The organism is Bradyrhizobium sp. USDA 4504, assembly GCF_054063995.1.
Genome location: NZ_JBSSGV010000001.1, coordinates 6,051,179 through 6,073,472, shown reverse-complemented (window position 1 = coordinate 6,073,472; position 22,294 = coordinate 6,051,179). Strand labels below are relative to the sequence as shown.

Sequence of the window (22,294 nt, the reverse complement as noted above, 5' to 3'; positions counted from 1 at the left end):
CCGATGCGTCGCATCGGTGGCGGGTGAGGGGTCTGCCTCCGCGGAGAGAACCCCTCACCCGGCACGATGCTGCTGCGCGCCATCGCGCCACCCTCTCCCACAAGGGGAGAGGGGGCATCGCTTACGCGGAGAGAAACTCCAGCACGATCTCGCAGTAGCGCTGCGGGGCCTGTTCGAACATCGGATGGGTAGTGCCCGGGATCATCTCGGTGCGCGAACCCTTCACATTGGCGGCGAGCGCGTGCAGCACCTTCGGCAGCATGCCCTTGGTGTTGGCGCCGCCGATGAACAGCGTCGGTGTCTTGATCGCTTCCGCGTCCGCCTTCGAAAATGGCGGGCGCTGGTCGCGGGTCTGGCCGATCAGCGTGGTCGCATTGTCGCGCAGCAGCTGCTTGGAGGTTGCCGGAATCCGCTTCCACGCGCCGGGGCCTTCGAGCGCGTCCATGAAGATCTGCAAGCCGCCGTCGATATCGCCCTTGGCGATTTCCGCCGCGCATGCCGCGAAGCGTGCTGCCAGCGGCGAGGGGCCCGGCTTGAAATCTGGATCGAGGGTCTCGTCGAGCTCGCCGCCCGGCTCGGCGAGGATCAGCTTGCGCAACAGGTCGGGCCGGCGCTGCGCGGCACGGAAGCAGATATGGCCGCCGCGGGAATGCCCCATCAGGTCGACCGGTCCGGTGTCGAAGGCCTCGATGAAACCGATCATATCGTCGACGTGCTGCGCGATCGAATAGGTGTCGCCGATGCCGTCCCAATGCGCCGGGAAGAAATGCCGCAGGCTGACCGCGATCACGCGGTGCCGCCGCGTCAGCGGGCCGAGCACCGCCGACCAGATCCGGAAGTCGCACAGCGAGCCGTGCACGCAGATCAGCGGCGGGCCCTCTCCGACATCGAGATAGGGCATGTCGAAACCGTTGACGTGGAGGCTGTGCATTTTGGGCTCGCGGAGAGGCAGGAGATGTTGTTGATTTGGCCGAAGTTCCCACGGAATTCGGGTGGATAGCAACATTCTCCAAGCCTAGATTCCGGATCAACAGCAGGCTCACGCGAGAGCTGAAGGGAACATCTGGAGCGAGCCATGACCGGCCAGCATTTTGCAATCTTCGAGACCATGATCGGCGCCTGTGGCGTCGTCTGGGGCGAGCACGGCGTCACCGGGGTGCAGCTGCCGATGGGCACCGAGGAGAAGACCCGCAAGCGGATCTTCCAGCGCAACGGCGAGGTCACCGAGGCGGCGCCGCCGGCCGAGGTGCAGCACGCGATCGACGGCATGATCGAGCTGCTCGCCGGCAAGCCGAACGACCTTGCCGACATTGTGCTCGATCTCGACGGCGTGCCGGAATTCAACCGCGGCGTCTACGACATCGCGCGGAAGATCCCGCCGGGCAAGACCGTAACCTATGGCGATATCGCCAAGCAGCTCGGCGGGGTCGAGCTGTCACGCGATGTCGGCCAGGCGCTCGGCCGCAACCCGTGCCCGATCGTGGTGCCTTGCCACCGCGTGCTGGCGGCGGGCAACAAGCCGGGCGGCTTCTCGGCCAATGGCGGCGTCGTCACCAAGCTGAAGATGCTGCAGATCGAAGGCGCGATCGTGAACCACACGCCGAGCTTGTTTGATTGAGGTGCACGCTCTTCTTATCCTCCCCTGGAGGGGAGGATCGGTTCGCATGAAATGCGAACCGAGGTGGGGTGAAGGTCTCTCGTAACGGGCGCTGCCCGCGTTGAGAGATCACCCCACCCCGTCTCACATTGCGCTGCGCCTGATGTGAGCCACCCAGAGAGCGAGCTACGCTCGTTTCGACCCCTCCAGGGGAGGGTGGCAGGGTGCGACTATCGCGAGTTTGGCTCACGTCACACCGTTTCGCACACAAACCCGCTGCCCTTCCGCCTGATCTTGCCAATCGACGGCGAGGGGAAATGCGCGGGGCAGCACAGCGTGTCGGTGTCGCAATAACGCTCCAGGAAGCCGCGCCGCGTCTTCGCGGCTTGCGCCTGGTCGACATCGAACTTCGCCGACAGCTCCGGATAATGCGTCTGGATCGGCGAGTGCATCAGATCGCCCGAAAAGACCGCAGCGTCCTTGCCGCGGCCGAAGGCGAAGGCGACGTGGCCCGGCGTGTGGCCGGGCGTCGGCAGGATGCGAGCATGGTCGCCGATCGCAAAGTCATGGCCGACGAGCTCGGCCCGCTTGGCCTCGACCACCGGCAGCACGCTGTCCACGAAAGGCGGGACCTCCGCCTTCGCGTTGCTCTCGGTCCAGTAGTCGAACTCGGCCTTGTCGAACACGTAGCGCGCGTTTGGAAAGGTCGGCACCCAGCGGCCGTTCTCCAGCCGCGTGTTCCAGCCGACGTGATCGACATGCAGATGCGTGCACATCACATAGTCGATGTCAGCGACCGAAAAGCCGGCTGACGCCAGACTGCGCAGATAGTTGTCGTCGGTCTTCATGTTCCATTTCGGCCGCGCCGGCCGCGGCTTGTCGTTGCCGATGCAGCTGTCGATCAGGATGGTGTGGTGCGGCGTCTTCACGACATAGGACTGGAACGCCAGGATCAAGGTGTCGCTGTCGTCGAGCGCACCCGCCGTTCTCATCCAGCCGCGGTTCTCGGCGAGCACGTCCGGCGTCAGTCCGGGCAGCATGTCGTGCGCGGGCAGGAACGTCGTCTCCTGCTCGACGATGCGATGAATGGTGAGATCGCCGGCGGCAAACTTCAGGCTCATGGTGCTTCCTTGGCGTTGGCGTTTTCGAGCGAAGTGGAGTCCGGTTCGCGCGAAGAAAACGCGAAAAAAGTCCCTAGTGCGCGTCGCGCACGGCGGGAATGATGATGTTGGCAAGGATATCCATTGCCGCAAGGCCTTCCTTGGGCTCGCCGTACCGGGCTGCCGCCGCCATCATCACAAGGTAGAGATCGCGACAATGACGGCGAGATATTGTCCGGTCGTGGTTGAGCCCGGCCGGCGATGCACAAGACCTGCGCCGGGAGGTGAGAGGCGGGGAGGCATTCGCGCGTCACATGCTCCCCGCTGTTGCCGTGGTTACGCCGCCGGCGGCGCCGAGATCTTCACCGACGGCCGCTCCAGCATTTTCTGGTAGAAGGCATCGAGCTTGGGATAGGCCTTGCGCCAGCCGCAATCGGCGAAGCGGAAATCGGCATAGCCGAGCACGCAGACGAGGCCGATCTGCGCGATGTCGAACGACGCGCCATCGAGAACATCCGGCCGGTTCTCGAACCGCGCCATGCCGGCCCAGGCCCTGTTCCAGTGATCGTCGTGCCAGGCCTGCCACAGCGAGCCCTGCGGCCGCACCATTTTCTCGTAGCGGCACAGCAGCATGGAATCGAGCATGCCGTTGAGCAGGGAGTGATCGGTCTTCAGCTTCCAGCGTCGCGGGCCGTAGCCCGGGATCAGCCGGCCGCCGCCGAGCTCGTTGAGATATTCGACGATGACGTAGGAATCGAGGATGACGTCGCCATGGTCGAGGATCAGCACCGGCAGTTTCTTCAGCGGCGAGATCTTGGAGTATTCGTCGTTGGCCGTGCCGGGCGCGACGGTCGCCGGCACCAGCTCGATCTTGTCGATCAGGCCAAGCTCGATCGCCGCGATGCGCACCTTGCGGGCGAACGGGGAGGCGGGAGAGAAGGTGAGTTTCATGGAGATGACCTCTTTACGAACACACAGTCGTCATCCTGAGAGACCGTGAATGTATGACTCTCGATGACGCAACATACTCGATGTCGTCCCGGCCTAGTGCGCAAGGGAGCCGGGACGACGAGGGGAGAGATTGCGCTGTATCCCCGAAAACTACGCCCCAACGATTTCCTGGCGCTGCTCGCCGAGGCCTTCGATGCCGAGCGTCACGACGTCGCCGACGTTGAGATATTGCGGCGGTTTCATGCCGGTGCCGACGCCGGGCGGGGTGCCGGTCGTGACGATGTCGCCGGGCAGCAGCGTCATGAACTGCGAGACGTAGGAGATGCACTTCGCCATCGTGAAGATCATGGTCGAGGTCGTGCCGGTCTGGCGGCGCTGGCCGTTGACGTCGAGCCACATCGACAGCTTCTGCACGTCGGCGATTTCATCCTTGGTGACGAGCCACGGGCCGACCGGGCCGAACGTGTCGTGCGACTTGCCCTTGGTCCACTGTCCGAGGCGCTCGATCTGGAAGTTGCGCTCGGAGACGTCGTTGCAGATGCAGTAGCCGGCGACGTGGTTCAGCGCGTCGGCCTCCGAGACATATTTGGCGCGGGTGCCGATGATGGCGGCGATCTCGACTTCCCAGTCGAGCTTGGTCGAACCGCGCGGCTTCTCGACCGGATCGTTGGGACCGGACAGCGCGGTGTTGGCCTTCAGGAAGAAGATCGGCTCGGACGGGATCGGGTTGCCGGTTTCCTTGGCGTGGTCGGAATAATTCAGGCCGATCGCGACGAATTTGGAGATGCCGGTGACGGGGGCGCCGAAGCGCGGCTTGCCGGCGACGGCGGGCAGGGAGGCGGGATCGAGGGCAGCAAGCTTCTTCAGCGATTCCGGCGTGTAGGCATCGCCGGTCAGGTCCTTCAGATGGGCCGAGAGGTCGCGGAGCTGGCCGGATTTGTCGATCAGACCGGGCTTTTCCGCACCCTTTTCGCCATAACGAACAAGCTTCATGTTGATCACTCCCTACGATGTCCTGAGGATTGTTACTGGTATACCTCGACACGCTTCATGGAACAGCGCGCCGGGAAATTCAACCGCCCTGAGCGCGCTGCATTGCTGCCAAGCCTTATTTCAAGGCCATTTCGGTCCAATCAGCCCAGCGCGATAAACCTGAACGCGTCGCCGTCGCGCTTGATGTGGCCGGCATTGAAATGCCCGCCGATCACCAGCGTCGACGTATCGGCAAAGCGCGAGAACAATTCGCGCCGCGTCGCGGCCGATTGCTGCTGGTCGGAGTCCGCGGTCGACGACCAGTCGAGGTGGTACATCTGGCAGGGATGATGCGCGACATCGCCGGTCAAGAGGCCTTCCTCGCCGCCGGACCTGATGTGGATGCTCATATGGCCGGGGCTGTGTCCCGGCGTCGGGATCAGCGTGATCTCCTCGGTCAGCCGGTGATCGCTCGGCACCAGTTCGGCCTTGCCGGCATCCGCGATCGGCTTCACGGAATCGGCGAACACGGCGGCATGCGCGGGATCGTCGCTATGGTCGCGCCAGTGCTCGTATTCGGTCTTGCCGAACACGTAGCGCGCCTTGGCGAAGGTCGGGACCCATTTGCCGCCGACGAGCTTGGTGTTCCAGCCGACATGGTCGACATGCAGATGCGTGCACAGCACGGTGTCGATGCTGTCTGGGGCAAATCCGGCTGTGGTCAGTTTTTCCAGGAACGGATCGCTGCGGTTGTTCCAGGTCGGCACGTTGCGGCCCTGCTTGTCGTTGCCGAGCCCGGTGTCGACGATGATGCGGTGCTCCGGCGTTTCCACCAGCAGCGAATGGATCGACATCTTCAGCCGGCCGTCCTCGTTGGCGAAATGCGGGATCAGCCAGGGCAGGCTCTGGATCTCTTCCCGGCCGGCCAGCGGCAGGATGAAGCGGGTGCTGCCGACCGTCTCGAGCTCGACGACTTTCGTGATCCTGACCTTGCCTACGGTCCAGTGCATGCGGCGTGTCCTCTATTTTTTTGTTGCTCTTGCCGGACCATGCGGGTTTCCGCACGCCGACGCAATGGATCAAGTCGGCGCCTCCTGCGTTACCGCCTCGTTGGACGAAGGAGTGTGCAATGCCGGAACTCGCAATCTCCCCTGAAAAGGTCGGCTTCTTGATCGAGAAGGCGCGGGAATTCGACGTCAAGGAGGGGCTCGTCGATCCCGACTCCGGCTCGAACGGCGCCGACGACGACATGATCGATGTGCTGGAGGATGACGGCACCGATCCGGTGGCGCGCGAGATCACCGGCTTCATCAACGCGCTCAGCGAGGACGAGCAGGTCGACCTCGTCGCCCTGATGCGGCTCGGCCGCGGCGACGGCACGATCGAGGAATGGGCCGATCTGCGCCGCGAGGCGGCGCGCGGACGCACCGGCCATGTCGCCAACTATCTGTTGGGCGAGCCGATGCTCGGCGATCTCCTGGCTGAAGGACTCGACGAGTTTGGCCTGGGGCCGAGCGACGAACGCATCACGCCGATCCACTAAGGATGCGGCTCCTTGCTTACCTCGCCCCGCTTGCGGCAGGGGTGTCCGGGGAATGATTCACTGTGTCGCGGTGCATGCTCGGCAGGACCGAGGCAAATCGGTCTTTTCTGGTTGTCGAGACACAGAGGGCCGAGCATGCGATATCGCGGTAGCATTTTTGGAAGGCTGCTTGAACCGATCAATCGACGGCAGTTTCAGACGGTTGTGGATCGTCTGGACGGGGATGCCTACGACAAGTCGTTCAGGAGCTGGGATCATCTGGTGGCGCTGATCTATGCCCAGCTTAGCGGCAACAGCAGTCTGCGCGGGGTGGTGACTGGCTTCAACGCCAATTCGCAGCATCACTATCACTTGGGAACCGGCAAGCTGTCGCGCTCGACGTTGTCCGATGCCAATGCCCGCCGTCCGATCGGCATTTTCGCGCAAACCTTTGCGGCGCTGTCGGCGATGGCGCGTCGCCAGCTGCGGAGTGAAGGCATGGAGATGGTGCGTCTGATCGACGCCAGTCCGATCCCGCTCGGCAAGGTCTGCAGTTGGGCGACGTGGAACGGCCGCATCCGCGGCATGAAGCTGCATGTCGTCTACGACCCAAGGAGCGATGTCCCGACCTGCGTCGAGATGACGGCCGCGAACGTCAATGACATCGAGATCGGCCGACAGACCCCAATCCAGCCCGCCACCACCTATGTGTTTGACAAGGGCTATTGCCGTTTCGACTGGTGGCAGAAGATCAATGATAGCAAGGCTTTGTTCGTTACCCGGGCGAAGACGAGCATCCGTCTTCGCTCGCTCAGGCATCGCGCCATCCGCAAGCGTAACGGGGATGGCTTCGAAATCCTTGCCGATGACGAGGTGAAGCTCACCAGCAAGGGCGATTCGCGCCTTCCAATCCCGCTCCGCCGCATCAAGATCAGACGCGAGAAAGGCGGCAAGATCACACTCCTGACCAACGACCTTGCCCGTAGCGCCGTCGAGATCGCCGCCCTCTACAAGAGCCGATGGCAAATCGAGCTGCTGTTCCGCTGGATCAAGCAGCATCTCGATATTCGCAAGTTCCTCGGCGCCAACGACAACGCGATCCGCCTTCAGGTGCTCGCTGCGATGATTGCCTACCTGCTGCTGCGCATCGCCGCTCACACCAACTGCATCAAAATGCTCCCGCTCAGGTTCGCCGAACTCGTCGGCCAGCTCCTGCTCACGCGTCGATCCCTCGCTGCCATCGACAAACCTCCGCCCATCAACCCCAGCCGTCGGAAATCAACCATCTCACCTGACCAGATGGAGCTCCGCTATGCCTGAATTTCCCCGGACACCCCTGCGCTTGCGGGGAGAGGTCGGAATTCAAGCGTAGCTTGAATTCCGGGTGAGGGGGGCCTCCGCAATCTTTGCCTTCACCGTCTTTGCGGTGACAGCCCCTCACCCCAACCCTCTCCCCGTAAGAACGGGGAGAGGGAGCAGGAAGGAGAAACCGTGCTAACGTGCGCAGTCGACGATCACGGTGCCGATCTTGTCGCCCTTCTCGACGGCGAGATGGGCGTCGGCGGTCTCGGCGAGCGCGAATTGCCCGGCGATATTGTGCACGCGGGTGCCCGACGCCAGCCATTTGGTGATGTCGGCCTGCGCGGCCGCGAGCAGCGGCGGCGGCAGCGCGAACAGCACCAGCGAGCGCACGGTGATGCATTTCTCCATTAATTCGCGCACCGGCAGCGTGGGGGTGCGGTTGCCGTTGGTGGCGTAGACCGCGATCGTCGAGTTCATGGCCATGATCTTCAGCGTGGTCGCGAGATTGCCGCCGAAATCGACGTCGATCACGCGGTCGACACCGCGGTTCTCGGTGAAGGCCATCACCTTGGAGACGACATCTTCGGTCCGGTAGTTGACGACGGTGTCCGCGCCGGCGAGCCGTGCCTCGACGTCCTTGACCTGCGAACTGACGGTCGCAATTACGCGCGCGCCGCCCCATTTTGCCAATTGCACGGCGTAGTGGCCGACCGCGCCGGCGCCGCCGGTAACCAGCACCGTCTGCCCCGAGATCGGGCCGTCCGCAAACAGCGCGCACCACGCGGTCATGCAGGGGATGCCGAGCGTAGCACCTGCCGCGAACGACACGTCCTGCGGCAGCGGCGTTACCAGATAGTCGGCCAGCGTGATGTATTCGGCCGCGGTGCCGAAGGCGCGGCCGTTGCGCTGGCCGTTGAACAGCCAGACGCGATCACCGACCGCAAAGCGGGTGACGCCTTCGCCGACCTGGTCGATGATTCCGGCGCCGTCGCTGTTCGGGATCACGCGCGGGAATTCCATCGCGCGATAGTTGCCGCTGCGGCGGCCGACATCGGCCGGGTTGACGCCGGACGCCTCGAGGCGAACCCGGACTTCACCGGGACCAGCCTCGGGCGTCGGCATCTCGCCGACGGTAAGCACCGTCGGCGCCGCGCCGGTCCGTTCGTACCAAACAGCTCTCACAATGTGCCTGGGAAGGCACCGCCGTCGAGCAACAGGTTTTGCCCGGTGATGAAGCCGGCCTTGGCGCCGCACAGGAATGCGCAGGCATAGCCGAATTCGTCGGGATCGCCGAAGCGGCCGGCGGGGTTCAGCTTGGCACGCTCGGCCAGGACCTGCTCGGCCGAGATGCCGCGCTTCTCGGCCTCGGGCTTCGCGGTGCCGCGCAGGCGGTCGGTCTCGAACGGGCCCGGCAGCAGGCCGTTGATGGTGACGTTGTTGATCACGGTCTTGCGCGACAGGCCGGCGACGAAGCCGGTGAGGCCGGCGCGGGCGCCGTTGGACAGGCCGAGGATCTCGATCGGCGCCTTCACCGCCGCCGAGGTGATGTTGACGATGCGGCCGAACTTGCGCGCCATCATGCCGTCGACGGTCGCCTTGATCAGCTCGATCGGCGTCAGCATGTTGGCGTCGATCGCCTTGATCCAGTCGTCGCGGGTCCAGTTGCGGAAATCGCCCGGCGGCGGGCCGCCGGCATTGTTGATCAGGATGTCGGGCTCGGGGCAGGCCTTGAGCACGGCTTCGCGTCCCGCCGCCGTCGTGATGTCGCCGACGATCTCGGTGACGGTGACGCCGGGGTGCGCCTTGCGGATTTCGTCGGCGGTCTGCTTCAGCGCCTCGGCGCCGCGCGCCGTCAGGGTAACGTGCACCCCCTCATTGGCGAGCGCGATCGCGCAGGCGCGGCCCAGTCCCTTGCTCGATGCGCAGACGATGGCACGGCGGCCTTTGATTCCAAGATCCACGGTTCACTCCCTGTGATGTCGGTCGGTTTGTAAAGGTTTGATTGCACCAGTCTAGCGAAGCTCGGCGGCGCCGATAAGGGACGTGCAATGCATAAGTGCATGCCGGGCAGGAACAGTGCGGTGGGCCGGCGCCCTAGATGCGTTGCTCGCGCCGCAGCCGCTCGATCGCCATGGTGGCCTCGGGCGGCAGCGAGCGGAATCCGGCCTGTCCGGCCGCGGAGAACAACGGCCGCAATTGCGATCCGTTGAGGAATTGCGGCTGTCTGGCGAGCGGCACCAGCTGATCGAACACCAGCACCAGCGTGGTCACGACGAGGCCGACCCTGATGGCGCCGAGCAGCGCGCCGCCGAGGCGGTCGCCGATCCCGATCTCCGAGCCGATGGTGTCGTCGAGCATCGTCCGCGCCATCTTTCCGAGGATGACGCCAATCAGGAGAAAGAGGCCGAACAGCAGCACGCCATTGGGCGGAAACGGCGACGACGGCAGCGTCGCGATGTGGGGCCCGATCATCGCCAACGCGGCGACTGCAAGCGGCATGGCGACGAGATAGGCCAGGATAGTGACCGCGCTGCGCAACAGGCCGGTCGTGAAGCCGGTCACCACTGCGAACACCGATCCGAGGATGACGGCAAGGTCGAAGAGATTCATGGATGAGGAATTCCTGCCCCAATCTCCTACTGTCCCCTGGTTGATCAAGCCTGCTTACATCAGGGACAATTGTCGCTATCACTCGTCCGCTTCAATCCGGGAACCTGTCGATGTCCGACCTATTCGATGTCAGTAAAGAAATCATCCTCATCACCGGCGCCTCGCAGGGGCTCGGGCGGCAGTTCGCCCGCGTGCTGGCGGCACATGGCGCCGCGGTGGTGCTGGCCGCGCGCCAGACCGCGAAGCTGAAAAGCCTCGAGGAGGAGATCAAGGCTAAGGGCGGCCGCGCTGCCGCGGTGCAGATGGACGTCGCGGATATTTCCGGCATCGCGCAAGCGCTCGACGCCGCGGAAGCCGCGCTCGGTCCGGTCACGGTCCTGATCAACAATGCCGGCATCGCGATCGAGAAGCTGTCGACCGAGCAGACCGAGGCGGATTGGGACGCCGTGATCAGCGCTAATCTGAAGGGCGCCTACTTCCTCGCGACCGAACTTGCGCGGCGCATGATGGCGCGCAAGCAGCCGGGCAATATCATCAACGTCGCGTCCGTGCTCGGACAGGGCGTGCTCAAGGCGGTGTCGCCCTATGCGATCTCCAAGGCCGGCATGATCCAGGGCACCAAGGCAATGGCGCTGGAGCTCGCCGGCAACAACATCCGGGTCAACGCGCTGGCGCCGGGCTATATCGATACCGAGATGAACCATGATTTCTGGTCGACGCCGGCAGGCGAGCGGCTCGCCAAGCGCATCCCGCAGCGCCGGGTCGGTGCCGAGTCCGATCTCGACGGCGCGATCATGCTGCTGGCCTCGAACGCCTCGCGCTACATGACCGGGACGGTGGTGACGGTGGATGGCGGGTTCTTGCTGAACTAGCTTTGTAGCCCGGATGAAGCGCAGCAAAATCCGGGGAGCATGCGTGAAGGTCCCGGATTACGCTTCGCTTCATCCGGGCTACGATTGCAACGCATCAGGTCACGAGCACGGCCCGAGGCAGTCGGGCGCGGTTTCTGGATAATAGAAGAATGCCGCTGATTTGCCCGACGAGTCAAGTCGCCGTGTCGAAGCCGGCAGCCCGCGGCTCCTTTGCATGGGGTTGTTTTCGATATTTTTGGCCATGCGGCCCCGCGACGGCAGCCTCATAGGGGGACAAAGGCGCTCTTGCGCCGTGCCCACCCTACGCATTTGGTCACCCCGCCCGTATCTCCGCCCTGATCATGTCGGCCGCCTTCTCGCCGATCATGATGGTCGGTGCATTGGTGTTGCCGCCTATCAGGGTCGGCATGATCGAGGCGTCGACTACGCGCAGGCCTTCGAGGCCGTGCACGCGCAGCTTCGGATCGACCACCGCGAGCGGATCGCCGGTGCCCATCTTGCAGGTGCCGACCGGGTGATAGACGGTGTCGACGCGCTCGCGCAGGATGCTGCGGATGTCGTCGTCGGTGCGGACGTTGGACGTGAACACATCCTTCTGCTGCAGGGCGCGCAGCGCCGGCGCCTCCATCAGCCGCCGTGTGGTCTTGTAGCCCGCGACCATCGATTCGAGATCGGCCTCCTCGCCGAGGAAGTTGGGGTCGATCAGCGGCGCCTGCATCGGGTCGCTGCCGGCCAGCGCGACGCTGCCGCGGCTCTTCGGCCGCAGCAGGCAGACATGGCAGGAGAAGCCGGTGCCGCCGTGGCGCTTGCGGCCGTGGTCGTCGACCATCGCCATGCCGAAATGCAGCTGGATGTCGGGGATGTCGAGATCGGGCCGCGTCTTCAGGAAGCCGCCGCATTCGGCGAAGTTCGAGGTGAGGGGGCCGCGGCGCTCGCGCCGATATTGCATGATGGCGCGGACGAGCCGCGGCATGCCCTTCAGCGAGATGCCGGCGAAGTTCGGATTGTCGGACATGTAGCCGAAGATGAAATCGGGATGGTCCTGCAGGTTTTGGCCGACGCCGGGCAGATGATGCACGCTGGCGAGGCCGTGCTTGCCGAGCGCTGCGGCATCGCCGACGCCCGACAGCATCAACAGCTGCGGCGACTGGAACGCGCCGGCGGCAAGCAGGACTTCGCGCCGCGCGTGGATTTGCTTCAGCTCCTTGCCCTGCCGGTATTCGACGCCGACCGCGCGCTTACCCTCGAACAGGATGCGCGTCGCGTGCGCATTGGTCTCGACGCGAAGGTTGGGACGCCTGCCGATGTGCGGATGCACATAAGCGCGTGCCGCGCTCCAGCGCTCGCCGTTGCGTTGCGTTACCTGGTAGATGCCGAGGCCCTCATGGTCGTCGGCATTGAAATCCTCGCGGATGCGGAATTGCGCCTCTTGCGCCGCCTGCAGGAAGGTCTGCTGGATCGGATTGCCGGAGCGCAGCTTGTTGACGGCGAGCGGGCCGCCCTTGCCGTGATACTCGCCGTCGAAATCGGAATTGTCTTCCGAGCGCTTGAAATAGGGCAGCACGTCGGCGAACGCCCAGCCGGTATTGCCGAGCGCGGCCCAGTGGTCGTAATCGGCGCGATGGCCGCGAATGTAGACCATGGCGTTGATCGCCGAGGAGCCGCCGAGCCCCTTGCCGCGCGGCTGATAGCCGATGCGGCCGTTGAGGCCTTTCTGCGGCACGGTGTTGAAGGCCCAGTTGTTGACGGTGCCCGCGACCATCAGCACCAGGGCGCCCGGCGTGGTGACGACCCAATTGTCATTGGTGCCGCCGGCATCGAGAAGCGCCACCGACGTCGCCGGATCCTCCGACAGCCGCCCCGCCACCGCGCAGCCGCCGGAGCCCGCGCCCACCACCACGAAATCGAATGTGTCAGTCACGTTTCCCCCATTCCTTATTTGTCATTCCGGGGCGATGCGTTAGCATCGAACCCGGAATCTCGAGGTTCCCCGATGCGCAATTGCGCATCTGTGGTTCGCTTCGCGCCCCGGAACGACAGCACTTCTACGACAACATCCGCATCAGCTTCTCCAGCCGCGCGACCTTCGCGCCATAGGGCGGATAGAGATCGGCAAGCCGGTTGAAGCGCGAGCGGTAGAACACCGGCTTGAACTTGGTCAGCGTCTTGAACCCCCACTCGCCGTGATAGGCGCCGGTGCCGGAGGCGCCGACGCCGCCCATCGGTTGATAGGCCTGCGCGAAGTGGAACAGGCAGTCATTGACGGTGACGCCGCCGGACACCGTGCGCGCCAGCACCGCATCGCGGGCGGCGCTGTCGGTGCCGAACCAGTACAGCGCCAGCGGGCGATCGCGGCTGTTGACGAAGGCGATCGCTTCCGTCGCATCGCGCACGCCGATGACCGGCAACAGCGGCCCGAAGATCTCTTCCTGCATCACCGTCATGTCCGGCGTCGCGCCGACGATCACGGTCGGCGGAAATTTGCGCCCCGCCTTCCACTCGCGGTCGTTCGGCGTTGCCGGCTGCATGATGGTCGCGCCCTTCGCGGCGGCGTCGGCGACCAGCCCCTCGAGCCGTGCATAGTGCCGATCCGAGACGATCGACGTGTAATCAGTGTTATCGGGATCGGTACCGAACATGTGCTGCATGTGGCCCTGCAACCGCATCGCGAAGGGCTGCACCGCGGCCTGCGGTACCAGCACGTAATCGGGCGCGATGCAGGTCTGGCCGGCATTCAGCAGCTTGCCATAGGCGATGCGCTGCGCGGCTTCATCGATGTCGGCGGAGCCGTCGACGATCACGGGCGACTTGCCGCCGAGCTCGAGCGTCACCGGCGTCAGATTGCGGCCACAGGCTTCGGCCACCAGCCGGCCGACCCGCGTCGAACCGGTGAAGATCAGATGATCGAACGGCAGCGCGGCAAACGCCTTTGCGATTTCGTCGTCGATATCGGTGACCGCGAGCTCGGTGACATCGAATTTTTTTGCGATCGTCTCCATCAGCAACCCGGCAAAGCGCGGCACCAGCTCGCTCGGCTTGATGATGGCGCGGTTGCCGGCCGCGATCGCGGCGACCGCGGGCGCCAGGGTCAGCTGCAGCGGATAATTCCACGGCGCGATGATGCCGACCACGCCGAGCGGCTGCGGCATCAGCCGGTTCTTGGCCGGCGCGAACTGCGCCGTGGTCGGGACCTTCCGCGGCGCCATCCAGCCCTTGAGGTGCCTGGCCGCGTGCCTGATCTCGCCGAGCACCAGCATGGTCTCGGCGATCGCGGTCTCGACGGTAGAGCGGTGGCCGAAATCGGCCGAGATCGCCGCCTCGAATCGCGTCTCATTCTCGGTCAGCGCGGCGCGCAGGCGGCGCAGCCGGTCGAGCCGTGCCTGCAATGTCGGCGCCGGCTCGCTGCGCGACAGCTCGAACTGGCGATGAAAGGCCTCCTCAAGCGCATGCAGCCCCGGGCTCTTCAATGGCCGGTCCATGGCATTTCCCCCTCGGATGACGCATTCTTGACTGATTTGTTGCGCGCCAAGCTCCGCTTTTGCGCGCGGTCTGGCAAGGCCCGGTTCCCGGCAGCAAATCCTGCCGGGATAAGCCGGCGATTTCGACGTCACAAAATCCTCAAAAACCCGCATCCGGGGCTTTCCAAACCGGGCTCACGTTGATACATACGCCCCGCACCCGATGGCCTCGGCCCGGGTCGCCTTCTCAGGAAGCCCCCGGACGGATCGATCGGCGCCGTTGAAAAGCGTTGGCCGGCCGGCTCAGGCACCCTTTCTGCAAGGCACGCAACGGTTTAACGCGGGGTGGAGCAGCCCGGTAGCTCGTCAGGCTCATAACCTGAAGGTCATAGGTTCAAATCCTATCCCCGCAACCAAGTCCGGACCAACCGGTTCCGACAAAATGGCCCGCATTTCGCGGGCCATTTTTGCTTTGGGAGGACAATCGGGCCTCGTGTCGTCGACCGATTGGGTGCAGATCACGGCGTTTCCGCAACGCGGGCCGCTCCCTAGACGATGAAATGGAATTCGTGCCACGCACTCCAGCTAATGCCATCGCTGGCGCGAACCCAGAGGTCGTCAGGCACGGTACCGCCCTGGAATGACGTGCTCGCAATTTGGGCCGCGCTGACGTTGATGGCGGTGCCGGTGGGCTGCGTATTCCCGCCAATGCTCCAGTGGCCGCTGCTTGCCGACGGCGTCGAATCCCAGAGTTGATATTGTGCGATACTGTCGCCGTCGGCATCCGAGACTGAAAACAGGGTTAAGGCGGCCACGCTCTGATTGGCCGTCGCGTGGAAGTCGGACGCGGTCACTAACGGAGCGCTGTCAACCGGCGCGGTGACGTGAAACTCCTTCCACGCGCCCCAGGCAAAGCCGTCGTAAGCCCTCACCCAGAGATCGTCCGAACCCGAGCCGCTTTGAAAGCTTGTGCTCGAAAGCTGGGCTGCCGTGACATTGATGGCGGCATTGGTGCCTTGGGCGACTCCTCCGACAACCCAGTGCCCACTGCTCGCATCCGCCGTCGAATCCCACACCTGATAGTTTGTGATGGTGTCGGCAGCGATACGATCACCCAGTACGCCTTCTGGGACACCGGCGGGAACGGCCATTGGGTTGTGAACGGTGTCGCCCAGGCCGCCAACTCCGAGATCGATGTGAGCGCGGCCAACCTGTCACAGGTGAGCTACGTCTTCGGCCCCGGTGGCTCGCCATCGGATACGCTCTGGGTTAAGGCCAATGACGGCAGCATGTGGAGCGCCTGGAAGAGCTTCACGGCCACCGCAACGAACCAGGCGCCGACAGTCTCGGTCTCGAACGTGACGACAGTCTCGGGGCAGGTCTTCGCGGCTTCGAGCCTGGTCAGCGCGACGGACGCGGATGGCGATACCATCACGAAATATGCGTTGTGGGATTCCAACACGAACGGGCGTTGGAATGTCAACGGCGTGAACCAGTCTGCGAATACAGAGATCGACGTCACTTCGGCACAACTTGCCCAGACGACCTATCAGGCCGGTTCCGGCACCGACCAGCTCTGGATCCGGGCCTATGATGGCAGTGCGTGGGGTGTCTGGCAGCCTTTCAACGTAACGGGAGAGAGCCCCAGCACTGCCACCATCGCAGCGGGTACCACCCTGGAATTGACGGGGGCTTCGAACGCCGCCGTTACGTTCCTGGGCAGCACGGGGACGCTGAAGCTCGACAATTCCGCGAGCTTCACCGGAACTGTCGCCGGGATGTCCGGTTCGGACACGATCGATTTCGCGAATATCAATTTCGCGAACGTTCAAACGCCGACCTTCAGCGGAAACGCCTCGGGCGGAACGCTCACGGTGACGGACGGCACTGTCACCGCCAGCATTGCGCTGCTGGGCAACTACATGGCTTCCACATTCACGGCCTCGAGCGACGGCCATGGCGGTACCTCGGTTGTCGATCCGCCGGCGATGCAGGTCAGTCAGCTTGCGCAGCCGCAGCATGCGTAAGGGCTTGAGATAGGCGGCTGTGGAGGGCCTGTTGCGGGCCCTCCGCGACCAAGATCCCTCAACCGGCAAAGATGAAAAGGCCCGCCTCCTGGCGGGCCTTTTTCCAGTCTTGCAGCGCTTCCGCGATGCCGCTCAACACTTAACGCCTGCTCAGCACCTGATCACAGCGACGAGCCGTTACAGGCTGCTTCGACCGCCTGGTCGTCCACATTCGGGTCGGCCGCGGCGGTGGCCCAGGCGAGCTCGACGAGGGTCACGATCCGCCGGCCGGCACCGTCGAGCTGGCAGACGATCAGGCCTTGTTCTTCGATGTAGGTCAGAAGATGCCGGGCACGGCGCAGCGAATGCGTGCCGTAGGCGCGGGCGATCGCGGCATCGCTCGGGCACGGCCAGCCCTCTTTCGCGGCGCGCGCGATCATCATGAAGACGCCCTGCATGTCCTCGGGCAGCAACGCGGCGCGCAGCGAGACGTCCTGCCAGGCGTCGTCCTCCGCGACATCGGCGCCGAGCCCGGCGCGGGCCCGCGTCAGCATCCGGCGGAAATCGGTCAGCTCCGGCACAACGGCACCGAGACCCTCGATCCGGCAGCGGACCACGAACTCCTGATAGAGCACGCCGATGGCGCGAAAGCCTGCGTCGGGCTCGGCGAGGATAGCGCGCAGGATACGGTCCAACCGTTCACGCCGCTCGGCCAATTGCTCGGCGCTCGGCGGCGGCTCCGCAGCTTCGGGATCTGGCTCCGGTGCCGGCTGCTTGGCGGCCATCAACTGGCTGAGCAGGTCCGGCGACGGCGTCCGGCGCTGCGGCCGCACCGCTTCCGGCGGCGGAGCGGCGAGGATGATCGCGCGTGCGTCCTCCAGTGCCGCTTCAGGCAGCGGCATCAACCGCGGCGCTGCGTTGCGCGGCTGGGTGTCGGTCGGACCGATGCGCAAGCCCAGCGGACGGCGGGAGAGCGCAGGTCCCAGCGCCATGAATTGTCCGCGCTCGAGGTCGCGGAAGGCTTCCGCCTGCCGCCGTTCCATGCCGAGCAGGTCGGCGGCGCGCGCCATGTCGATATCGAGGAAGGTACGGCCCATCAGGAAGTTCGACGCTTCGGCCGCAACATTCTTGGCGAGCTTCGCCAGCCGCTGGGTTGCGATGATCCCGGCGAGCCCGCGCTTGCGACCGCGGCACATCAAATTGGTCATTGCACCGAGCGAAAGCTTGCGCGCCTCGTCGGACACCTCGCCCGCGACCGCCGGCGCGAACAGCTGCGCCTCGTCCACCACCACCAGCATCGGATACCAGTGGTCGCGGGCGACGTCGAACAGCCCGCCGAGGAAGGCCGCGGCGCGCCGCATCTGGTTCTCGGCGTCGAGTCCTTCGAGATTGAGCACCGTGGAGACGCGATGGATGCGCACGCGCTCGCCGGCGACCTGCAGGCTGCGCTCGGTGTGGTCCTCGGCGTCGATGACGAGGTGGCCAAATCGTTCGGCCAGGGTGACGAAATCACCTTCAGGATCGATGATGGTCTGCTGCACCCAGGGGGCGCTCTGTTCCAATAGCCGGCGCAGCAGATGGGATTTGCCGGAACCCGAATTGCCTTGTACCAAGAGGCGCGTCGCCAATAGCTCCTCGAGGTCGATGGCCGCCGAAGTGCCGGCCGTCGTTTGTCCCATCTCGATCGCTACGGTCATGTCCCGACTCAAATTGCCCTTGCGGAGAGGCGGCTTAACAAGCTGATCGCGCCGCGTCGAGCGAACCGCACCATCATCCCCAGGCGCGGCCGGGAGGCGGACGGTGTTGATGCTCGCCGGACGAGACGAAGATTGATCGAGCCACTACAACGTGTTTAGCTTGCATGTCTGATGTAGATTTTTTCGAACCAGTCCCTGTTCAGCTGCGCGATCCGGCCCGGTTCGGACCCGCTCTTATTCAATCAGCCCGTCGAACTCTCAGCCCGTCGAACTCAATATCTGAGTTCAACTACGACGCATTCATTTCCTACATTCTTCCCGCTCCAAACGGGATTGATCCCAGCTTGCAAGGCTCGCGTTGTCGAAGGCATCCGCCAAAAATCGAAGGTTTCACGGATCTTATCCCCGCTCACGCGCGCATGTGGCGGAGCGATCCTGATGTCGGGAGCGAGATCGCGTAAATCTTTCCGGCGTCGGTATTGATCTTTGCCGTTATCGCGTTCGGGCAGGTCTCGGCGCCCCTCGGCGACGGGATCTGGGACCAGGCCTCCTGGCTCGCACTTGCCGTGCCGCTGGTCATCATCGCTTTCTACATTTTCCGGCGTTCCGTGCGTCCTTCGTAGAAGGAGCGGGCGTTCGCGGTGACGTCGATGTGATCGGCGTCGCTATTCTCATGCCGGATACCTCCGTCCCGTTTGCCGGTGGTGTCTCGGCGCGCAAACCTCGTCATAGTCCGCCGCACAAAAGAAACGTGCGAGGAAACATGACTGAGAGCATCGTTGATGCCGTAGCGCCGTCGGTCGCGGCGCCTGGCGCAGTGTCGCCGCGAAAAGTGTTTTGGGCGACCTGGTTCGGCTGGATGCTCGATGGCTTCGATTCGTCGATGTACGCCTACATCCTGGTCGGCGCGTTGAGCGAATTGCTGCCGGCCAGCGGCATTGAGCCGAGCAAGGCCAATATCGGCATCTATGGCGGGCTCTTGTTCTCGATCTTCATGCTGGGCTGGGCCTGCTCGATGGTCTGGGGCTGGGCCGCGGACCGTTACGGACGGGTCCGGATCATGTGCTGGACGGTGCTGGTCTACTCGCTGTTCACGGCGCTGTGCGGGCTTGCGACCGGTATCGTGATGTTCGCATTGTTTCGCTTTGTTGCCGGCTTCGGAATCGGCGGCGAATGGGCCGCGGGCACGCCGCTGCTGCAGGAATCCGTGCCGGAGAATACGCGGGTGCGGCTCGCCGGATGGCTGCACACGGCGACGCCGACCGGGCTATTCCTCGCCGCCGCCGTCACGCTTGCGATTGGCAGCACGCTGGGCTGGCGCGGCATGTTCCTGCTCGGCATTCTGCCCGCGCTGCTGATCGCGTATCTGCGCAGCAACATTCCCGAACCCGAGCGCAGGGCTGCGCACGAGCAGCCGTCGGTCGCGGCCTTGTTTGCCGGCGACCAGGCGCGCACCACCTGGGCCGCGGCGCTGATGATGGCCTGCATCATCTTCGGCCTTTGGTCGTCGAACTTCTGGGCCCCGACCGTGATCTCGACCAAGCTGGTCGCCGCGGGCGCGACGCCGGCGCACGCGCAGGAGATGGGCGCGGTGGCCGGCCTGATCACCAATGTCGGCACGCTGATCGGCTGCCTCCTTGTACCATGGCTAACGACCTGGCTCGGCAGCCGGCGCCACACCGCGGTGCTGTTCTTCGTCGGCGGGCTGATCTCCGTCGTGGTCTCCTATGAGGTCGCGATCGAATGGCTCGACAGCCTGACGCTGTTCATGGTGCTGCTGCCGGTGCTCGGCTTCTTCACCAATGGTGTGTTCGGCCTGTTCACGATCTGGCTGCCGGAGATGTTTCCTTCGGCGCTGCGCGGCTCGGGCTCCGGCTTCGCCTTCAGCATGGGCCGCGTGCTCGGCGCCGCCGGCCCGACCCTGATCGGCGCGCTCGCCGCCCGCACCGGCAGCTTCCCGCTGGCGATTTCGATGCTGTCGCTGATCTATGTAGTCGGCCTGCCGCTGATCGCCCTGGCGCCGGAGACGGCCGGCAAGCCGCTGGCGAGATAGCAGGCTACTTTGCACGTTGCGCGCGGCTTCGGCCGCGCGCCGTCTTACTCCGCCGGCTTCGCGGTCGCTGGCGTCTGCGCGGCCACGGGCGTCTGCGCAGCTACGGGTACCTTCGCGGGCGCCTTGTCGACCTTCTTCGACCAGGAGCGGTAATAGGCGAGTGCGGTCATCAGCACGATGCCAACAATGCTGACCGCGATCTGCATCCAGATGCTGCCGGAGACCTCGACCAGCAGCACATGCGCGATGACCGCGAGGAAAACGCCGGTGCAGAACACTTCGAGCGACTGCTGGCCGCATTTGATGATCGGCTGGAAGATCGGCCATTCATATCCGGGCCATTCGCGCGGCAGGAAGCGGGTGACGAAGAAGGCGAGGACGATGAAGTGCAGCACGCGATAAGGCGCAAGGTTGGTCTTGTCGTTCGGATTGAAGGCGTCATAGAGCCAGGCCGGCATCGCCTGTCCGAGCTCCGGGAAGCGGCCCGCCAAGGTCATGACCAGCGCGAACAGCAGATAGGCGCCGCCGAGCCAAAGGAAGGCGCGCGAGCGGATGAACGCGATCGATTCGCTCGCGCCGCCGAGCGCGAACCAGCCGCCGAACACGAACAGGAACTGCCAGCAGAACGGATTGAAATACCATGAGCCGGACGGATAGGCCGGCAGGTTCCAGCCGAATTGCCGCGCCGCGAGATAGAGCAGGAACGAGGCCAGCAGCGTCAGATTGAGCTTGCGCAGCATCGCCCACAGCACCAGCGGATAGCACAGCATCAGCGCGATATAGAGCGGCAGCACATCCATGTTGACCGGTTTGAACGCCAGGATCAGGCCCTGATAGAGCGTCTCGGCCGGATTGTGCATGAAGCCCGCGACGTTGAATTCGTCCTGCAGGTTCGGGTCGTGGTAGCGCTGGGAGAGATAGCCGATCTCGGCGATATAGATCACGAACAGCAGGACGTGGGCGACATAGATCTGCCAAGCGCGCTTGATCAGGCGGGTGGCGCCGATCACGGTGCCGCGCTCGAGCATCATGCGCGCATAGACGAAGGATGCGGTGTAGCCGGAGATGAACACGAACAGATCGGCCGCGTCGCTGAAGCCGAAATTCTTCTGCGTGATCCAGTTCACCGCGTTGTTCGGGATGTGATCGAGATAGATCGCCCAGTTGGCGAAGCCGCGCAGCAGATCGAGGCGATAGTCGCGGCCACGCGGCGGCAGAACAGCCTTGACGTCCATCGGTACGCTCCCATCCCGAGTGCCCGCGTGTCCGGTCGCGGGTCGCCCACGACGTCATACTAGAACAGGATTTCGACGGTTGTGTATTGGTTTTCCGGAAACGGATCGCCGCCACAGCCGGCCAAACAGCGATGAATTTGGATCAAATCGTTCGCGCCGCGAACCACGCGGTGCGTAGGATGGGTAGAGCGAAGCGAAACCCATCGCTCCGTGTCGACCTGACGAATGATGGGTTTCGCTTCGCTCTACCCATTCTACGAGAGCCGGCCGCGCACCGGCGCGGCTAACGCTGCACAAACCCGTTATGCAGCGTGGTGAACAGCGCCTTGCCCTTCTTCACCAGATCGTATTTGCGGCCGTAAAGCAGCCAGACGGCGGTGAGGTGGCACATCCCGCCCATCATCAGCGACATCGCGGTGTAGGGATCGAGATTGCGGCGATAGGTGCCGGCGCGGCTCGCCTGCCTGATCAACTGCACATAGCGCAGCGCGTATCTGTCGACCGCCTTCTTGATCCGCGGTTCGGCGGCAAGCACGCTCGGCCAGATCTCGAGGAAGAACACCCGGCCCCAGCTCGGGTTGTCCTTGATGTACTGGAAGTTGGTGAGGAAGATGATGCGGAGCTGGTCGACGGGATCGCCACCCTTGACCAGCAGCGGCTCGGTCTTCTGATACAGCGCCTCGAAATTGCCTTCGGGCACATCGAGCACCAGCGCGCGCTTGTCCTCGAAATAATCATAGATGCTGGAGAGCGGTACTTTCGCCGCGGCGGCGACCTCGGTGAGCGAGGTTCCGTCGATGCCTTTTTCGCCAAACAGCTTGGTGGCCGCCGTGAGGATCTGCTCGCGCCGGTCGCGGCTGCGTTGCTGCTTGAGCTTGAGTGTCGTCCCCGAAGCCACGGTGGTCTCCAAGAGCGTTTT

General features: G+C 64.3%; 21 protein-coding genes and 1 tRNA gene. 8 read left to right on the top strand and 14 right to left on the bottom strand.

The window, feature by feature from the left end; genetic code table 11:
- Positions 1-121: 121 nt before the first annotated feature.
- A complete protein-coding gene (locus tag ACVMB1_RS28680; RefSeq protein WP_076827483.1) occupies positions 122-931 on the bottom strand; it encodes an alpha/beta fold hydrolase in 810 nt (269 codons plus the stop codon).
- A 144-nt stretch (positions 932-1,075) separates the two neighbouring features.
- Here ACVMB1_RS28680 and ACVMB1_RS28675 point away from each other — a divergent pair, with 144 nt between their 5' ends.
- Positions 1,076-1,618, top strand: a complete 543-nt coding sequence (locus ACVMB1_RS28675; RefSeq protein WP_057017846.1) for a methylated-DNA--[protein]-cysteine S-methyltransferase — start codon at positions 1,076-1,078, stop codon at positions 1,616-1,618.
- Positions 1,619-1,848: 230 nt separating this feature from the next.
- On the opposite strand, the gene ACVMB1_RS28670 is transcribed toward ACVMB1_RS28675, so the two are convergent.
- From ACVMB1_RS28670 to ACVMB1_RS28655, 4 genes are all read right to left on the bottom strand, one after another.
- A complete protein-coding gene (locus ACVMB1_RS28670) occupies positions 1,849-2,718 on the bottom strand; it encodes an MBL fold metallo-hydrolase (protein WP_076827485.1) in 870 nt (289 codons plus the stop codon).
- 315 nt (positions 2,719-3,033) lie between these two features.
- Positions 3,034-3,648, bottom strand: coding sequence for a glutathione S-transferase family protein (locus ACVMB1_RS28665; protein WP_057017844.1), 615 nt, complete (start codon positions 3,646-3,648; stop codon positions 3,034-3,036).
- A gap of 150 nt (positions 3,649-3,798) precedes the next feature.
- Positions 3,799-4,641 (bottom strand): fumarylacetoacetate hydrolase family protein, encoded by an 843-nt coding sequence (locus ACVMB1_RS28660; RefSeq protein WP_076827518.1) that lies wholly within the window; start codon positions 4,639-4,641, stop codon positions 3,799-3,801.
- Positions 4,642-4,781: 140 nt separating this feature from the next.
- Positions 4,782-5,630: an MBL fold metallo-hydrolase gene (locus ACVMB1_RS28655; protein ID WP_057017843.1), complete on the bottom strand. Its 849-nt coding sequence runs from the start codon at positions 5,628-5,630 to the stop codon at positions 4,782-4,784.
- A gap of 119 nt (positions 5,631-5,749) precedes the next feature.
- Between ACVMB1_RS28655 and ACVMB1_RS28650 the strand changes: the two genes are divergently transcribed.
- Positions 5,750-6,163 carry a DUF3775 domain-containing protein gene (locus ACVMB1_RS28650; RefSeq protein ID WP_057017842.1) on the top strand — a complete coding sequence of 138 codons (414 nt, stop codon included), beginning with the start codon at positions 5,750-5,752 and terminating at the stop codon, positions 6,161-6,163.
- A 135-nt stretch (positions 6,164-6,298) separates the two neighbouring features.
- Entirely contained in the window at positions 6,299-7,462 is a 1,164-nt protein-coding gene (locus ACVMB1_RS28645; protein ID WP_229193596.1) for an IS4 family transposase, read from the top strand.
- Positions 7,463-7,636: 174 nt separating this feature from the next.
- Here the strand turns inward: ACVMB1_RS28645 and ACVMB1_RS28640 are convergent, their stop codons facing one another.
- From ACVMB1_RS28640 to ACVMB1_RS28630, 3 genes are all read right to left on the bottom strand, one after another.
- Positions 7,637-8,626: an NADPH:quinone reductase gene (locus ACVMB1_RS28640; RefSeq protein WP_076828120.1), complete on the bottom strand. Its 990-nt coding sequence runs from the start codon at positions 8,624-8,626 to the stop codon at positions 7,637-7,639.
- Entirely contained in the window at positions 8,623-9,405 is a 783-nt protein-coding gene (locus tag ACVMB1_RS28635; protein WP_057017840.1) for an SDR family oxidoreductase, read from the bottom strand. The genes ACVMB1_RS28640 and ACVMB1_RS28635 overlap by 4 nt, the downstream gene beginning before the upstream one ends.
- Positions 9,406-9,538: 133 nt before the next feature.
- Positions 9,539-10,054 carry a CvpA family protein gene (locus ACVMB1_RS28630; RefSeq protein WP_057017839.1) on the bottom strand — a complete coding sequence of 172 codons (516 nt, stop codon included), beginning with the start codon at positions 10,052-10,054 and terminating at the stop codon, positions 9,539-9,541.
- Positions 10,055-10,164: 110 nt separating this feature from the next.
- Here ACVMB1_RS28630 and ACVMB1_RS28625 point away from each other — a divergent pair, with 110 nt between their 5' ends.
- On the top strand, positions 10,165-10,926 hold the full coding sequence (locus ACVMB1_RS28625; RefSeq protein ID WP_057017838.1) for an SDR family NAD(P)-dependent oxidoreductase: 762 nt from the start codon (positions 10,165-10,167) through the stop codon (positions 10,924-10,926).
- Between the two features lie 313 nt (positions 10,927-11,239).
- Here the strand turns inward: ACVMB1_RS28625 and ACVMB1_RS28620 are convergent, their stop codons facing one another.
- Together ACVMB1_RS28620 and ACVMB1_RS28615 are read right to left on the bottom strand one after the other, a co-directional pair.
- On the bottom strand, positions 11,240-12,847 hold the full coding sequence (locus ACVMB1_RS28620; protein WP_194295356.1) for a GMC family oxidoreductase: 1,608 nt from the start codon (positions 12,845-12,847) through the stop codon (positions 11,240-11,242).
- A gap of 124 nt (positions 12,848-12,971) precedes the next feature.
- Positions 12,972-14,405, bottom strand: coding sequence for a coniferyl aldehyde dehydrogenase (locus ACVMB1_RS28615; RefSeq protein WP_076828116.1), 1,434 nt, complete (start codon positions 14,403-14,405; stop codon positions 12,972-12,974).
- Positions 14,406-14,723: 318 nt separating this feature from the next.
- Between ACVMB1_RS28615 and ACVMB1_RS28610 the strand changes: the two genes are divergently transcribed.
- Positions 14,724-14,800, top strand: a tRNA-Met gene (locus ACVMB1_RS28610).
- A gap of 132 nt (positions 14,801-14,932) precedes the next feature.
- On the opposite strand, the gene ACVMB1_RS28605 is transcribed toward ACVMB1_RS28610, so the two are convergent.
- Positions 14,933-15,535 (bottom strand): hypothetical protein, encoded by a 603-nt coding sequence (locus tag ACVMB1_RS28605; RefSeq protein ID WP_076828115.1) that lies wholly within the window; start codon positions 15,533-15,535, stop codon positions 14,933-14,935.
- Positions 15,536-15,541: 6 nt separating this feature from the next.
- On the opposite strand from ACVMB1_RS28605, the gene ACVMB1_RS28600 reads away from it, so the two are divergent.
- Positions 15,542-16,411 (top strand): hypothetical protein, encoded by an 870-nt coding sequence (locus ACVMB1_RS28600; protein WP_076828113.1) that lies wholly within the window; start codon positions 15,542-15,544, stop codon positions 16,409-16,411.
- Positions 16,412-16,572: 161 nt separating this feature from the next.
- On the opposite strand, the gene ACVMB1_RS28595 is transcribed toward ACVMB1_RS28600, so the two are convergent.
- On the bottom strand, positions 16,573-18,087 hold the full coding sequence (locus tag ACVMB1_RS28595) for an ATP-binding protein (RefSeq protein WP_076828111.1): 1,515 nt from the start codon (positions 18,085-18,087) through the stop codon (positions 16,573-16,575).
- 479 nt (positions 18,088-18,566) lie between these two features.
- On the opposite strand from ACVMB1_RS28595, the gene ACVMB1_RS28590 reads away from it, so the two are divergent.
- Together ACVMB1_RS28590 and ACVMB1_RS28585 are read left to right on the top strand one after the other, a co-directional pair.
- On the top strand, positions 18,567-18,710 hold the full coding sequence (locus tag ACVMB1_RS28590; RefSeq protein ID WP_456849397.1) for a hypothetical protein: 144 nt from the start codon (positions 18,567-18,569) through the stop codon (positions 18,708-18,710).
- 140 nt (positions 18,711-18,850) lie between these two features.
- Positions 18,851-20,140, top strand: coding sequence for an MFS transporter (locus ACVMB1_RS28585; protein ID WP_076828109.1), 1,290 nt, complete (start codon positions 18,851-18,853; stop codon positions 20,138-20,140).
- Between the two features lie 44 nt (positions 20,141-20,184).
- On the opposite strand, the gene ACVMB1_RS28580 is transcribed toward ACVMB1_RS28585, so the two are convergent.
- Both ACVMB1_RS28580 and ACVMB1_RS28575 read right to left on the bottom strand, forming a co-directional pair.
- Positions 20,185-21,375, bottom strand: coding sequence for an OpgC domain-containing protein (locus ACVMB1_RS28580; RefSeq protein WP_076828107.1), 1,191 nt, complete (start codon positions 21,373-21,375; stop codon positions 20,185-20,187).
- Positions 21,376-21,658: 283 nt separating this feature from the next.
- The gene (locus ACVMB1_RS28575; RefSeq protein WP_076828126.1) at positions 21,659-22,273 is read right to left on the bottom strand and encodes a TetR/AcrR family transcriptional regulator; all 615 of its coding nucleotides are present in this window, start codon (positions 22,271-22,273) and stop codon (positions 21,659-21,661) included.
- Positions 22,274-22,294: the final 21 nt, after the last annotated feature.

Coding starts and splice junctions, on each gene's coding strand:
- ACVMB1_RS28595 (WP_076828111.1), bottom strand. CDS start 18,087: ATGACCGTAGCGATCGAGATGGGACAAACGACGGCCGGCACTTCGGCG.
- ACVMB1_RS28615 (WP_076828116.1), bottom strand. CDS start 14,405: ATGGACCGGCCATTGAAGAGCCCGGGGCTGCATGCGCTTGAGGAGGCC.
- ACVMB1_RS28605 (WP_076828115.1), bottom strand. CDS start 15,535: ATGGCCGTTCCCGCCGGTGTCCCAGAAGGCGTACTGGGTGATCGTATC.
- ACVMB1_RS28650 (WP_057017842.1), top strand. CDS start 5,750: ATGCCGGAACTCGCAATCTCCCCTGAAAAGGTCGGCTTCTTGATCGAG.
- ACVMB1_RS28655 (WP_057017843.1), bottom strand. CDS start 5,630: ATGCACTGGACCGTAGGCAAGGTCAGGATCACGAAAGTCGTCGAGCTC.
- ACVMB1_RS28580 (WP_076828107.1), bottom strand. CDS start 21,375: ATGGACGTCAAGGCTGTTCTGCCGCCGCGTGGCCGCGACTATCGCCTC.
- ACVMB1_RS28625 (WP_057017838.1), top strand. CDS start 10,165: ATGTCCGACCTATTCGATGTCAGTAAAGAAATCATCCTCATCACCGGC.
- ACVMB1_RS28630 (WP_057017839.1), bottom strand. CDS start 10,054: ATGAATCTCTTCGACCTTGCCGTCATCCTCGGATCGGTGTTCGCAGTG.
- ACVMB1_RS28680 (WP_076827483.1), bottom strand. CDS start 931: ATGCACAGCCTCCACGTCAACGGTTTCGACATGCCCTATCTCGATGTC.
- ACVMB1_RS28585 (WP_076828109.1), top strand. CDS start 18,851: ATGACTGAGAGCATCGTTGATGCCGTAGCGCCGTCGGTCGCGGCGCCT.
- ACVMB1_RS28660 (WP_076827518.1), bottom strand. CDS start 4,641: ATGAAGCTTGTTCGTTATGGCGAAAAGGGTGCGGAAAAGCCCGGTCTG.
- ACVMB1_RS28645 (WP_229193596.1), top strand. CDS start 6,299: ATGCGATATCGCGGTAGCATTTTTGGAAGGCTGCTTGAACCGATCAAT.
- ACVMB1_RS28665 (WP_057017844.1), bottom strand. CDS start 3,648: ATGAAACTCACCTTCTCTCCCGCCTCCCCGTTCGCCCGCAAGGTGCGC.
- ACVMB1_RS28670 (WP_076827485.1), bottom strand. CDS start 2,718: ATGAGCCTGAAGTTTGCCGCCGGCGATCTCACCATTCATCGCATCGTC.
- ACVMB1_RS28675 (WP_057017846.1), top strand. CDS start 1,076: ATGACCGGCCAGCATTTTGCAATCTTCGAGACCATGATCGGCGCCTGT.